Annotated in this window: 15 protein-coding genes; 4 read left to right on the top strand and 11 right to left on the bottom strand. The window is 30.8% G+C overall.

The annotated features are described in order from the left end of the window. Positions 1-247: 247 nt before the first annotated feature. Positions 248-1609 carry an NAD(P)/FAD-dependent oxidoreductase gene (locus ACWOA3_RS05435; RefSeq protein ID WP_456884547.1) on the top strand — a complete coding sequence of 454 codons (1362 nt, stop codon included), beginning with the start codon at positions 248-250 and terminating at the stop codon, positions 1607-1609. A gap of 120 nt (positions 1610-1729) precedes the next feature. On the opposite strand, the gene mtrB is transcribed toward ACWOA3_RS05435, so the two are convergent. From mtrB to ACWOA3_RS05415, 4 genes are all read right to left on the bottom strand, one after another. Beyond that, positions 1730-1933, bottom strand: a complete 204-nt coding sequence (mtrB, locus tag ACWOA3_RS05430) for a trp RNA-binding attenuation protein MtrB (protein WP_003146887.1) — start codon at positions 1931-1933, stop codon at positions 1730-1732. 28 nt (positions 1934-1961) lie between these two features. Continuing rightward, on the bottom strand, positions 1962-2522 hold the full coding sequence (gene folE, locus ACWOA3_RS05425) for a GTP cyclohydrolase I FolE (RefSeq protein ID WP_003146888.1): 561 nt from the start codon (positions 2520-2522) through the stop codon (positions 1962-1964). 69 nt (positions 2523-2591) lie between these two features. Continuing rightward, the gene (locus tag ACWOA3_RS05420) at positions 2592-2864 is read right to left on the bottom strand and encodes an HU family DNA-binding protein (RefSeq protein WP_003144688.1); all 273 of its coding nucleotides are present in this window, start codon (positions 2862-2864) and stop codon (positions 2592-2594) included. Positions 2865-3042: 178 nt separating this feature from the next. Continuing rightward, entirely contained in the window at positions 3043-4053 is a 1011-nt protein-coding gene (locus ACWOA3_RS05415; protein WP_456884544.1) for an NAD(P)H-dependent glycerol-3-phosphate dehydrogenase, read from the bottom strand. 196 nt (positions 4054-4249) lie between these two features. On the opposite strand from ACWOA3_RS05415, the gene ACWOA3_RS05410 reads away from it, so the two are divergent. From ACWOA3_RS05410 to ACWOA3_RS05400, 3 genes are read left to right on the top strand one after another with little or no spacing between them, the layout of a single operon-like run. Further along, positions 4250-4453: a hypothetical protein gene (locus ACWOA3_RS05410; protein WP_003144653.1), complete on the top strand. Its 204-nt coding sequence runs from the start codon at positions 4250-4252 to the stop codon at positions 4451-4453. A 1-nt stretch (position 4454) separates the two neighbouring features. Next, the gene (locus ACWOA3_RS05405; protein WP_003146890.1) at positions 4455-4661 is read left to right on the top strand and encodes a hypothetical protein; all 207 of its coding nucleotides are present in this window, start codon (positions 4455-4457) and stop codon (positions 4659-4661) included. A gap of 21 nt (positions 4662-4682) precedes the next feature. After that, positions 4683-5300, top strand: coding sequence for a hypothetical protein (locus ACWOA3_RS05400; protein ID WP_456884542.1), 618 nt, complete (start codon positions 4683-4685; stop codon positions 5298-5300). A gap of 48 nt (positions 5301-5348) precedes the next feature. On the opposite strand, the gene ACWOA3_RS05395 is transcribed toward ACWOA3_RS05400, so the two are convergent. The 7 genes from ACWOA3_RS05395 to secG all read right to left on the bottom strand — a co-directional run bounded on the left by ACWOA3_RS05395 (position 5349) and on the right by secG (position 14506). Continuing rightward, the gene (locus ACWOA3_RS05395; protein ID WP_456884540.1) at positions 5349-6542 is read right to left on the bottom strand and encodes a cobalamin-independent methionine synthase II family protein; all 1194 of its coding nucleotides are present in this window, start codon (positions 6540-6542) and stop codon (positions 5349-5351) included. A 195-nt stretch (positions 6543-6737) separates the two neighbouring features. After that, positions 6738-7079 (bottom strand): sulfurtransferase-like selenium metabolism protein YedF, encoded by a 342-nt coding sequence (gene yedF, locus ACWOA3_RS05390; RefSeq protein WP_003146895.1) that lies wholly within the window; start codon positions 7077-7079, stop codon positions 6738-6740. 252 nt (positions 7080-7331) lie between these two features. Continuing rightward, positions 7332-9176, bottom strand: coding sequence for a translational GTPase TypA (typA, locus tag ACWOA3_RS05385; protein WP_003146896.1), 1845 nt, complete (start codon positions 9174-9176; stop codon positions 7332-7334). A 208-nt stretch (positions 9177-9384) separates the two neighbouring features. Then, a complete protein-coding gene (locus tag ACWOA3_RS05380; RefSeq protein ID WP_456884538.1) occupies positions 9385-11040 on the bottom strand; it encodes an L-lactate permease in 1656 nt (551 codons plus the stop codon). A 539-nt stretch (positions 11041-11579) separates the two neighbouring features. Next, the gene (gene smpB, locus ACWOA3_RS05375) at positions 11580-12044 is read right to left on the bottom strand and encodes an SsrA-binding protein SmpB (protein WP_003146898.1); all 465 of its coding nucleotides are present in this window, start codon (positions 12042-12044) and stop codon (positions 11580-11582) included. A gap of 11 nt (positions 12045-12055) precedes the next feature. After that, positions 12056-14182 carry a ribonuclease R gene (gene rnr / locus ACWOA3_RS05370; protein ID WP_456884536.1) on the bottom strand — a complete coding sequence of 709 codons (2127 nt, stop codon included), beginning with the start codon at positions 14180-14182 and terminating at the stop codon, positions 12056-12058. 93 nt (positions 14183-14275) lie between these two features. Continuing rightward, positions 14276-14506: a preprotein translocase subunit SecG gene (gene secG / locus ACWOA3_RS05365; protein WP_003146900.1), complete on the bottom strand. Its 231-nt coding sequence runs from the start codon at positions 14504-14506 to the stop codon at positions 14276-14278. Positions 14507-14558: the final 52 nt, after the last annotated feature.

Below are 14558 nucleotides of genomic sequence, written 5' to 3'. Positions count from 1 at the left end.
AAATCATAAATTCCAATAGGTAATATATAATAATATTCAACTTAATTTTAAAATAAATATTTAACAAAATTGCTTATAATTTAAAACATATTTTTCATACAAGTAAAACGATAACAAAAGCATTCTCATCATTCTTTCAAAGTATATTATTTTTATATTTTGGTGTTATGTGTTATAATACTATTTGTATAATAATACAATAGAAATTATACGGGAAAATTTTAATATTAATTTAGGAGGAAAATATATGAAATATGTAGTTGTTGGAACATCTCACTTCGGTTACGAAGCTGTTCAAACTATTTTAAAAAACGAGCCTAATGCTGAAATTCACTTGTACGAAAGAGGCGCAGGGGCTTCATTTATGGGTTGAGGTAGCCAATCTTATTTAGATGGGACATCTAAAGCGTTATCTGAACTACACTTTGCTACAGAGGAATCTTACCGTTCTCAAGGTATTAACATCCACTGTAACAGCGACGTTGTAGGATTAAACTCAAAAGAGAAATATGTTGTTGTTAAAACACCAGCTGGTGAAGAAAAACAAAGTTACGATAAATTATTATTAAGTCCTGGTGGAGCTGCAATTAAACCTCCATTCGAGGGAATTGAATTAGAAAATATCCACACTTTCCGTGGACCAGAAGACACTCAAGCAGTATACGATTGCATGAAAAACAGTAAAAAAGCTGTTGTTGTAGGTGGTGGATACATCGGTCTTGAAGTTGCAGAATCTTATGCAAAACACGGTATCGATGTAACAATCGTTGACTTTGCACCAAGAATCTTAAACACATACTTAGACCAAGAACTAACTGACATCCTTACAGAAGAAGGTGCTAAACACAACCTTAAAGTTCGTGGTGGAGAAAAAGTTCTTTCATTCAAAGGTGAAAATGGAAAAGTTACTTCTGTAGTAACTGATCAAGGTGAATACGAAGCAGATACAGTAATCGTTTCTGTTGGTGTTCGTCCAGATGCTTCATGGTTAAATGGAGAATTAGAAATGACAGAACGTGGTTTTGTTGTTACTAACGAATACTTAGAAACATCTGCTAAAGATGTATACGCTGGAGGAGACTCTACTTTACTTCCATACGCTCCAACTCGTGGAGAATTACCAATAGCTCTTGCTACATTAGCTCGTCGTCAAGGTGTTGTAGCTGCATTAAACGCTATGGGTACTAAAACTAAAATGCCTGCAGTAAACGGTACTTCTGCATTATCATTCTTTGATTACAAATTTGTAAGTACTGGACTATCTCAAAACGGTGTAGGTCTATATGACGGTAAAGTAGCTTCTAAATATGTAGAAGAAAGAATCTATCCTGACTTCATGAGAAAAGAAAACAATCTAGTTCACATGAAAATTTACTATGATGAAGATACTCACAGAGTTCTAGGAGCTCAATTCATGTCTAAACACGACGTTTCTAGTGCTATCGCAGCTTTATCAATAGCTATCGCATCAGACTGGACATTAGAACAATTAGCACTTGCTGATATATTCTTCCAACCAGAATTTGACCGTCCATGGCACTTTATTAACGTACTTGCTATGGCTGCTCTTGACTACAAACTTGGTGGAGCAGATAAATTACTATTTTAGTAAAAATAAAGAAGTTCGCAGGAAAATTTCTGCGAACTTTTTTTATTCCAAACAATAGTTTCACTATATTTTTACAAAAAAACCTACACAAGCTCCTTTTGGACTGTGTAGGTTTATGATTTATTCTGAAATTACCTGATCTAAATTTGATACAATTCTCGCTCTTCCTTGTACTTTAAAGTTTACGATATTATCAAAAATGTTTAAAATAATAACTTCTCCCTTATTTAATATTTCTAAAGCTTCTTCATTATTTGTCTTTTTCGTAATAACTTTTACATTATCGACTTCAGCTCTAATAATAATATAACTACTCTCTTTCATAATCTACTCCTTATATTATCAGTTATTCTTATAACTTAATTTTATATTGAATATCTTTAACTAATTCCGTATCTTCTAAGAAAATACCAGTTTTTTTACTAGTCACTGTTTTTGATCCAATTTTCTTGATTCCTCGCATAGCCATACACATATGTTCAGCTTCAATAATTACATACACACCTTTTGGTTGTAGTTGTTCTTCTATTGCATTTACAAGCATCAATGTCATATCTTCTTGAATTTGCAGTCTACGACTAGCACTTTCTACAAGACGAGCTAATTTACTAAGACCTGTTATTTTTTTATTATTTGGAACATATGCGATGTGACACACACCATAAAATGGTAACATATGATGTTCACATAATGAATAAAACTGAATGTCTTTTACTAATATAGGTTCATCATTATCTGATTCAAAAAATGTATTAATTTCTTCTTTTGGATCTACATTCGTTTTTGATAATAACTCTTCATACATTTTCACACATCTTTTTGGTGTATCTAGTAATCCTGGTCTTGATGTATCTTCCCCAATATTTTCTAATAATGTTTTTATAAGTTCTTGTGATTGTTCTTTATTTTTCAAAACTATCCTCCATTTTTATAAAAAAAAGAGCTACTAAGTAGTAACTCCTCTTTTTGAATTAAATTGTTATTATTTAACTGCGTCTTTAAGAGCTTTACCAGCTTTGAAAGCAGGAACTTTGCTTGCAGCGATTTCGATAACTTCGTTAGTTTGAGGGTTACGTCCTTTACGAGCAGCTCTTTCTCTAACTTCAAAGTTACCAAATCCGATAATTTGGATTTTTTCACCTTTAGCTAAAGTTTCTTCAACTGTTTCTACGAATGCTTCGATAGCAGCAGTTGCTTGTTTTTTTTGTAGTCCTGATTTCTCAGCAACTTTTGAAATTAATTCTGATTTATTCATTAATTCTTTACCTCCATTATTGAGTAACGGTTCTCCCGTTTCACTTATTAAATATTACCACATAAATCGCTAATAATCAAGGTTTTATTATATAAATTTAGCATTTTTTAGCATTTTTTCTATATTTTACTTAGTAATTTTCAAATTATTTTATCTTTCTATTAATATGTAAACTTCTTTATTCAAATTTATTTAATTCTTCTGCAGCCATTTTATTCATAAGGTTGTTAACACAGTCTTTTATACTAAGTCCTTCATATAGAACTTTATATATATTTTCAGTGATTGGCATATATACATCAAACTTCTTAGATAAGAAATAACATACTTTCGTTGTTCTAACACCCTCTGCCACCATGTCTAACTTTTCTATTGCTTGATCTAATGTATAACCCTGACCAATTAAATAACCGCAGTTATAGTTTCTTGAGTGCTTAGATGTACATGTTACTACTAAATCACCTATTCCTCCAAGCCCTAAGAAAGTCATTTTATCGGCACCTAATTTTTTACCTAATCTAGTTATTTCTATTAATCCACGTGTAAGTAACGCTGCTTTAGCATTATCACCGTATGCCATTCCATCAATAATCCCACATCCAAGAGCAATAATATTTTTAAGTGCTCCACCAACTTCTACTCCTACAATATCCTTGTTGACATAAATTCTAAAATATTTATTGTGGAAAATCTCCTGTGCTATCTTATTTAGTTCATCATTTTCAGAAGCTATTGCTACTACAGTAGGATTTCTTAAAATTAACTCTTCTGCATGAGATGGGCCACTAAGAACTCCAACACCTTTAAGTTTATCTTTATCAATTTCATCAGATATAACCTCTGACATCCTCTTGTTAGTATCCATCTCCAATCCTTTGGATACATGGATTATATATTTTGGTCGATCTAAGTATTTATTAATTTCCCTTGATACTTCTCTCATTACTTTAGTAGGTACTGCTATTACAATTACCTCTGCAAATTCTACTGCTTCTTTTAAATTACTAGTAGCAACAACTTCCTTAGGTAAAATAGCATTTTTTAAATATCTACTATTTGTGTGATGGATATTAATTTCATCACGCGATTTCTCACTTCTTGAATACAATAATAGTTCATGCCCATTATCAACAACAGCTTGAGATAAAGCTGTTCCCCAACTTCCTGAACCTATCACAGATATTTTCATCGTTCTGTCCTCACTATGCATTATTCTAACTATAATTATATCAAATTTTTTTAAAATATACATTAATTTTACTTATAAGCATCATTTTATCTTAACCAAAAAATTCAACTAAAATAGCGTCCACTAACTGCTATACTATTTTTTTCTTTTAAATTATGTTATAATTTAGTCAGAATAAATATAAGGAGGTAATTTTATGAATTGGTTTGAAATTACTTTAATTGACGGGAATCGTGGATTAATCAACTTAAACAATATCGTTGATATTTGGAAAGGATTAAATGATGAGTATGCGACTATTTCTCAAGTAAATGGAGAAGAAATTGAAGTACCTGCATCAGAATATGATAGATTAAAACGTGCATTAGATATGAAAGGATACGTATTAGGAGGTTTCTAATATGGCTAGATTTTTAAAAATATTTCTTACTTTATTAACTATAACAATTGTAGGGTTTGGTTTATATTATTACTTCAACAACAACTCTACCGATGATAATAAAGTAGATGACAAAACTAATATTGAAAATACTGTAAAAAGCGAAACAAATTCTCAAGAAAATATCGAAGGGACTGTCGTAGCAAAACGCAGTACTGAAAATAATTAATTCTCTTGAAAGGATAATACTATGAAAAAGAATACTTTAAAAAAAATAACAAGTTTATTTCTTACATCTACATTAATATTTTCTACAATAAGTGCATCAAGCATTAATCTTATAGAGGCAAAAGGATCATCAGCTAGACCAAGCGCTTCAAGATCTAGTTCTAAACCTAGTTCTTCTAAACCATCTAGTAGTAAACCAAGTTCTAAACCTACTAGTTCAACTTCTAGTAGCAAACCAACTTCAAGCACTACTAAGAACTTCACGAAAAATTCAGGTGGTTCATATAATAAGGATTATAATAGTTACAATAATCAAGGTTATAAAAAACAGTATACTGACTACATAAATAATAACTACAGAAGTAGCGGTTTCTTTTCAGGAAGTAATATAACGAATGCACTTCTATGGTATACATTATTCAGTTCTGCTACATCACACAATCATGTTCAAGCAAGTGATAAGCAAAAAGAGTTAGTCGATAATGTAAAAGATTCCAAAGTTCCAGTTTATATGCTTGAAATTAAAACTAAAGATGGTGAAACAAAACACGTTACCGTTACAAAAGAACAATACGAAAAAGTTAAAGAAGGAGATAATATCTCTTTAAAAGACGGTAATTTAGAAATTAAAAATCAATAACTCATAAAAACTAGCCTAAGAATTTTATAATTCATAGGCTAATTTTTTTTATTTACAGTATTTTTCTCTTAATATTTTTGAAGCTTTTACCATATTCTCTAGTTTTTTCTGAATTATTGGATAAGGATTTAGAGGTCTCTTCGAAAATGTTGCAAATCCACAGTCAGGATTTAGCCATACATTTTCAGGTGGTAAAAATTCGAGAACTTTTTCTACATTTTTCACTATTTCCTCAACAGTTTCAACTCTGTCACTTCTTGGATTTATACATCCAAAACCTAAAATAATCTTTGTATCTAGAAAATTATTATAAAACAATTTTTCCACTTCTCCTGCTCGAGGTGTTGAAAATTCTAATGCCAACATATCTACTTTAAGAGAATCAAAAAATTTCCCAAGTTTATCATATGCTCCTTCAAGTAATACACTTTCATCTTTTGTCCAATTCCCTCTACATACATGCATAATACTCATTACACCTTCATGAGAATTTATTTCATTTAAAACCTCAATTAATAAATTTTTTGCAAACTTTAACTCTTTGTCAACCTTGACTTTTTCCGATAAAGCACCTCAGTAGAAAGAATTATCTGATTTAGAACTAGTAAAGACGACTTCTGATAATATCGGTTCATCTATCTGGATAATCTTTACTCCTTCTTTTACTAATTCTCTAATTTCATGACGTAAAAGTTTTACTACATCTTCTCCTAGTTCATTTCTACTCTCATACGAATTTCCTGTAATTTCTTTTAACCACATTGATCTAGTTAATAAATATGGACTTGGTAATGTACATTTGAAATGTTCTATTGAACTATTCTTTAGTACTTCTATTTCTAATTTATTTAACCTAACTCCGGTATTTATTTTTTCAAAACAAATTGGACTATTCATACTATTATCTGAAGCATCCATTTCTTCTAAACTTTTACGAAAATTTTCATTATTCCCTGTTAATTCTTTTAACTCTTCAAGAGTTAATAATTTTACACCATCAACTATTTCACCTATGTAACTCATATAGTTATCTCGATTTAATTCGCCGCTAACAATAACCTCTATTCCACAATCTTTCTGAAAAGAAATTACTTTATTTGTTTCTTCAATATATTTTTCTAAATACACATTACTATATTTTTCACTTTTCATACTACTTTCTTTCAACATCAACAGTTCCTTTGATCTCGGCAAACTACCTATTAATGATGTAGTAAAAGGTTTAAACATATTTTCATCCATACTTAATACCTCCATCACCCTAAAGTCCTAAAATTTAACAAAGTTTATATGAAAACTTATAGACGCAGTGGTTTATTGATTTAAAAAATATCTTTATTAAAGCTTTTTTGAAATCTAATAAACTGTGTGAAAGCGACTCCACAAAATCTTGTTTCTACGAAATCACGATTTTTGAGTCGCTCCCTTAAAACAATACTATGGTTCAACAACTAGTTCGCTATTTGACAAAATATCTATTACTTCTGACATAGTTGTTAGTCCACCTACTTTTAAGTAATCAGTTAAGTCATAATAGTCTACACAAATTCCACAAGAAAGTATTTTTACTCCTCTTAATTCTAGTTCTTTTAAATCTTCTAACGCTTCAGAACCTTTTGCAGTATATTTTACTCCTTCTCCATAAAATATAATATGCTCTGGTAAGTGTTCTTTTTGAGCAAGAGTATGGATAAACCCTTTCATTAGGTTATCACTTAATTCTTGTTCTCCACTACCCATTCCTGTAGATTTAATAACAACATCATATTTTTTTGACATAATTATGTCCCCCTTAGTTTTTATAATATTTTTATAGAATTATTTCTAATACATATTATATCATTATATATAAAGTTAATCTACATCAAAATTAAATAAAGAAAAATTATTATATTTCTAACTATAAAGATTCTATTAAAATAATTTATTTATCTCTCTATATATTAATACAATTTTTCTATAAATATACAATAATTTTTCTTCATAAAAAAACTTTCGAAATAGTTTCCTACTTCGAAAGTTTCTTTAATTTTATTCTTCTGAATATTTAGCTTTACGAGCTGCTTTTTCGCGAGCCGCTTTATCTAATTCTTTTTTACGTAGACGAATTGACTCTGGAGTTACCTCTAAGTATTCATCATCACTTAAGTACTCAAGACTTTCTTCTAAAGTCATGATACGAGCTTTTTTAAGTGTTACAGTTTGGTCCTTAGTTGAAGAACGTACGTTTGTTTGAGCTTTAGCTTTTGTGATGTTAACTGTTAAGTCATTTTCACGGCTGTTTTCTCCAACAATCATACCACCATATACATCAGTACCTGGTTCAATAAATACTGTACCACGATCTTCTAAACTTGAGATAGAGTACGCTGTAGCTTGACCATTTTCTAATGCTACTAATACACCATTACGACGTCCACCAACACGTCCTTTTTGCATTGGTTGGTAAGAATCAAATGTGTGGTTAATAATACCATATCCTTTAGTCATAGACATGAATTCTGTAGAGTATCCGATAAGTCCACGAGCTGGTACATTGAAGATAAGACGAGTTTGTCCATTGCCATCAGCTTGCATGTCTACCATATCACCTTTACGTTGTCCTAATGACTCAATAACTGCTCCAACACTTTCGTCTGGTACGTCAACTTGAACACGCTCAACTGGTTCACAATCAACACCATCGATGTTACGGATAATTACTTCTGGTTTAGAAACTTGAAGTTCGTAACCTTCACGACGTAAATTTTCAATTAAAATTGATAAGTGAAGTTCTCCACGTCCACTAACTACCCAAGAATCACTTGTATTTGGTTCAACACGTAATGAAACGTCAGTTTCTAATTGTTGCATTAATCTATCTTCTAATTTACGAGCTGTAACAAATTTACCTTCCTTACCAGCAAATGGTGAGTTATTAACTAAGAAAGTCATTTGTAGTGTTGGTTCATCAATGTGAAGCACTGGTAATGCTTCTTGGTGATCAGTTGGACAAACTGTTTCCCCAACGTTGATATCATCCATACCACTTACTGCAACGATATCACCTGCATGTGCTTCTTGAATTTCTTCACGTTTTAATCCAAAGTAACCGAAAATTTTAGTTACACGGAAATTTTTAACTGTTCCGTCAAGCTTCATAAGAGATACTGATTCCCCTACTTTCATACTTCCACGGAATACACGTCCGATACCAATACGACCAACATAGTCATTGTAGTCTAATAATGCTACTTGGAATTGTAGAGGTTCGTCACTATTATCTTTTGGTGCTGGAACATAATCGATTACTGTTTCATATAAACATTGCATGTTTTCTTCTTGAGCATTAGGATCACTTTCTAAAGAAGCTGTTCCGTTAATAGCTGATGCATAAACAACAGGGAATTCAAGTTGCTCATCGTTTGCACCTAATTCAATAAATAAATCAATTACTTCATCCACAACTTCTTCTGGGCGAGCTGAAGGTTTATCAATTTTGTTTACTACAACGATTGGTTTTAAGTTTTGTTCTAAAGCTTTTTTAAGAACGAAACGTGTTTGAGGCATTGTTCCTTCATAAGCATCAACTACTAAAAGAACACCATCTACCATTTTCATAATACGCTCTACTTCTCCACCGAAGTCTGCGTGTCCCGGTGTGTCTAGAATGTTAATTCTCTTACCTTTATAATCAATAGCTGTATTTTTCGCTAAGATAGTAATACCACGTTCTCTTTCTAAATCGTTAGAGTCCATCGCTCTTTCTTCAACGTGCTCATTAGAGCGGAAAATCCCTGATTGTTTTAATAATTCGTCAACCAACGTTGTTTTACCGTGGTCAACGTGAGCGATAATCGCAATATTTCTAACATCATCTCTTAATTGTACTGACATTTTTTTCTCCTTGTTCTTACTTTATAAAACATAATAAATCATTAAATATAATTTTTATAATCTAACTTATCAATAATACCACTATTTTCCTCCATTGTAAACAAATATACTAATGAAAGTGATTTATTTTAGAATTTTTTTCTACAACTCTATATACAATGAAAAAGAAGACCGAGTATAACTCGATCTCCCTCTAAAATTTCTTTTATTATGGGTGTACTGGAATCATCCATCCAAGTACTCCTGTTGATTGAAGTGCGATGATAGCACACACAACGATTAATAGGATGAAACTGTGTTTAACTGTAAATTTAAGTAAATCTGACTCTCTTCCTACTAATCCAACCGCTGCAGCTGCTACCGCGATAGATTGTGGAGAAATCATTTTACCTACAACTCCTCCAGATGCGTTAGCTGCCACTGCTAATAATGGATCCATTCCTACCTGGCTAGCTGTAACTTGTTGTAATTTAGCGAATAGTAAGTTAGCTGATGTATCAGAACCAGTGATGAATACTCCAATCCATCCAAGTGCTGGAGATAAGAATTTAAATGCTCCTCCAGTTGCCGCTAATGCGTATCCTAAAGTATTTGACATACCTGATGCATTCATGATGTAAGCAAATCCTACTACAAAACAGATAGTTAGCAATGCAATTTTAACTTCATTAAATGTTTGAACGAATGTTACAGCTGCATCTTTCCAACTAATTTTAATGATAAATTTAGAAATTAATGCTGCTACTAAGATTGCTGTACCAATTGATCCTACTAAATCTAACTTGAATACTGCAGCTATTTCTTTGCCAGATACTGAACTGATAATATTGTTGTGAATAAATGGTACTTTAGGGTTTAAAGCAATTGTTTTGAAGAATGCTTTAGAAGATTTCATAGTCCATAAGAAGATAATCACTGTTAATACTACGAATGGTGACCAAGCTACTAAAACTTCGTTTAAGCTGTGTTTTGCTTTAACATCCTCTTTACCATCAACTTCTTTTTCATCAGCAAATCTCCAAGTTGTTTTAGGTTTCCAGAATTGAAGTAAAATAACGATTGAAACTAATGATACTAATGATGAAAGAATGTCAGGTAACTGTTCTCCCATGTAGTTAGAACTTACAAATTGTGCGATTGCGAATGATCCACCAGATACTAATAATGCTGGCCAAACTTCTAATGTTTTCTTAAATCCAGCCATAATTAATACTAAGTAGAATGGAATGAAGATAGACACTAGTGGTAATTGACGCCCAATCATTGCTGCGATTTCAGCAGCTGCGATTGGTGAACCATTTGCGTATGTTGCTAATCCGTCCATAGCTGTTACCGGTGCTCCAACCGCTCCGAATGCAACTGGTGCAGTATTAGCGATCATACAAACACCTGCAGCATAAAGTGGTTTAAATCCTAAACCTACTAATAATGAAGCTGTGATTGCTACTGGTGCACCAAATCCTGCAGCTCCTTCCAAGAACGCTCCGAATGAGAATGCAATGATTAATGCTTGAATACGACGGTCATCAGTTAATGAAGTAATACTGTCTCTGATAATGTCAAAGTGACCAGTTTTTACTGTCATTTTATATAAGAACACTGATGTTAAGATAATCCAACCGATAGGCATAACTCCGTATACCATACCATGTAATGTTGAGAATGCCGCAAATTGGAATGGCATTTTAAAGAATAGACATGCAATTACAATTGCTACTAATAAAGTTAAAAGTCCTGTTAACCACCCTTTAACTTTGAATCCAGCTAGTGCTACTAAGTAAAACACAATCGGGATTAATGCAACAAGTGCAGAAACATATAAATTATCAGCCACCGGCTGTAATAATTGAGTGAATTTTTCCATAAATACACTTCTCCTTTGTATAAATATATTTTGTTTGGTTTGAGAAAATCTATTGTTTTTAACTACCAAATAATATGTTAACCAAAAATCAAATATCATAAAAATTCTAAACTGTTTATTTTAAAGACTATTTTTTTCTTTTTCGAAAATCAGATATATAACAGATTTAAAACTGTTTCATTCTTTATTGATTAGATATAATAACCGCTTGATATTTGATGGTAATTAATCAATGATTTTCTTGTTTACATTAAACATTGTAGCACGCTTTCATTTAAATGTAAAGCGTTTTTTTAGTTATTTTTACAACATTCTTAAGAAATCCACTAATACCAAAGATAATTGTATGTATTTTTTTGAAATAAATTACAAACGTTTTTTATAACAGTTCCATTTTCTATTTACACTTTTCAATAAAAAATTAAGGTCAAAATAATTATTTTATACTATTTTATTCTTTAGGTATAAAAAAAATATATCGTAATAAACCTTATTACGATATGTTTGATTATACTTACTATAAAATAATACATAGTTTTTTAATATTTTTGTTTATCTTTTAAAACCCTACTTATCTCTTTATTTGCTTCTTTTTGCTTCAACACATGACGTTTATCATAGTTCTTTTTACCCTTAGCAACTCCAATTAACAGCTTTGCGTAGCCATTTTTTATATATAGTTTTAAAGGAACTATACTCATACCAATTTCATTTTGTACATTAGTCAATGAAGCAATTTGTTTTTTCTTTAATAACAATTTTCTTACTCTTAATGGTTCATGATTAAATCTATTCCCCTCTTCAAAATGAGATATATGCATATTATATACAAACATTTCTCCACGTCTAGTTTGACAATAAGAATCCTTTAGATTAATCCTTCCACGACGTATCGATTTTATTTCCGTACCAGTTAGAACTAATCCTGCCTCGTATGTTTCCTCAATAAAATAATCATGATTTGCTTTTTTATTTTGAGCTATTACTTTAATTTCTTTGTTCATAATATCTTCCTCTATTTACCACTAATTAATGATTTATGTTTTAATATTTTGAAATCTATTTCCTGATTCTCTAAATCAACATTCGCTACTTTAACGATAACCTCATCACCTAGGCGATATATTTTTTTCTTTCTTCTTCCAATTAAAACCATGTTCTTTTGATCATAAGTATAATAATCATCATTCATAGCCTTAATATGGACTAGTCCTTCAATATTACTTCTTTCTAACGTAATAAATACTCCAAAATTAGTAACACTAGATATAATACCTCTGAATGTTTGTTCTTGATATTTTAACATATACTCACATTTCTTCATTCTATCAACTTCACGTTCACAATCAACCGCTCGTTTTTCATATTCTGAAGAACTTTCTGCTAATTCTGGAAGTCTAGTTAGAAAGTTATCAATCGTTTCATCAGATACATCTCCATTAAACAGATAAGTTCTTATCATTCTGTGTACCAATAAGTCTGGATAACGTCTTATAGGCGATGTAAAGTGAGTATAATATTTCGTCGCTAATGCAAAGTGCCCTATATTATTTGTAGAATATCTTGCCTGATTCATAGTTCTTAATAAAATTGTAGAAAGCATAGGTTCTACTACTTCACCTTTAAATTTTCTAAGCATATTCGCAAGTATATAAGGTTCAATTTCTTCTATTTTCCCTTTTGTTCTGTATCCTAAACTAGCTGCAATATCGAAAAATTGTCTAATTTTTTCCATTTTTGGTTCTTCATGAATACGGTAAATAAACGGCACTTGCATCCAAAAGAAGTGTTCTCCTATTACTTCATTTGCACTTAGCATAAAATCTTCTATTAAGCGTTCTGATATACCTCTTTCTCTTAGAACGATATCCACTACCTCACCATTCTCATCAACTACAACTTTAGATTCTGGTTTATCAAAATCAATAGCTCCTCTTGTTTCCCTATTCATTCGAATTTTTCTAGATAATTCTAATGCAGTTTTTAACATAGGGACATACTCTTTATATTCATCTATAACTTCTTTATTTTCTGCATAGACTTCATTAACTTTTTTATAAGTTAGTCGTCCTTTTGATTTGATAACCGCTGGATAAATATCATAACTTTCAGGATGTCCTTTAAAATTAAAATCAATATCACAACATATTGTATATCTTAATATATGTGGATTTAAAGAGCAAATATTATTAGATAATTTTCTTGGTAACATAGGTACAACCCTATCCGCTAAATACACACTGCACCCTCTATTAGCTGCTTCTTTATCTAATGGGCTATCCTCAGTAACATACCTACTGACATCAGCAATAAATACTTTTAATCTATACCCTTTTTTAGTTTTCACAACAGAGACAGCATCATCTAAATCCTTCGCATCATCTCCATCTATTGTGACAACCATTTCGTCTGTACAATCTCTGTACTTATCCTCAATTTTAATCTCCTCACTGATTTTTTCAGTTTGTTCAACTACTTCCTTTGGAAATTCATTCGGGACATTATGTTTATATATTACTGAAAGAATATCAACTCCTGGATCATCTTTATGACCTATTGACTTGATTATTATCCCTTTATGATCTTCAAAGCTAACCTTAGAATAATCAGTAATTTCAACTAACACCTTAGTTCCATCTACAAAATTAAAATTTTTGGCATTTGTTATTTTTATATATTTTACAATATTTTTATCATCACTTTTTACAAAAGAGAAAAATTTTGCATTAGTTAATGTTCCAACCGTATACTTAGTATTTCTTTCTAGTACTTTTTGAACAATACCTTCTAAATTACGATCGTTTTTATATACACTATCTACTTTAACAAGAACAACATCACCAGTCATAGCACTTTGTGTAAATCCTTTAGGTATATATACTTCTATTCCTAAATCAGCCGAATAAACAAATGCAAATCCTTTTTGATGTAATCTAATTACCCCTTCTACTTCTAAAGCTTCTTTGACATAAAGAAATTTCTCATTAGGTAATTGAGTTATAACTAATTTTCTTTCTAACTTTCCAACATTCTTAACTAACTCAACAAATTCTTTTGCTGAATCAATATTTAATTTTTCTTTTAAATCTTCAATACTTAAAACTTTATCTTCATTGAATATTTTTTCAATTTTTTCTAACATATAATCCTCCTTTATTAGATTATACAACATATAATTATTTCTATAAAAATAAACCTAAAATGAAATTACATTTTAGGTTTATCATTGTTTAGTCTATAATTTTAACCAAGTAAGACACACTAGTGTTATAAAAAATATTAGTCCTAGTACTATTGTAATTCTTTGTAAAACTAATTCAGCACCTCTTACTTTTTGTTTTCCAAATAGTTCTTCTGCTCCACCAGTTAATCCAGATAAACCTCCAGATTTACTTTCTTGTAATAAAACTACTACAATTAACAGAATACTACTTACTATTGCTATTGTCATTAAAAAAGTGTGCATACTCTCCTCCTAAAATAATCATTCATTAATACAATACAATTTATATTAACAC

It is taken from the genome of Gemella taiwanensis, from assembly GCF_054054385.1.
The sequence above is the reverse complement of the archived record's forward strand: the minus strand, read 5'-3'. Positions and strand labels throughout refer to the sequence as shown.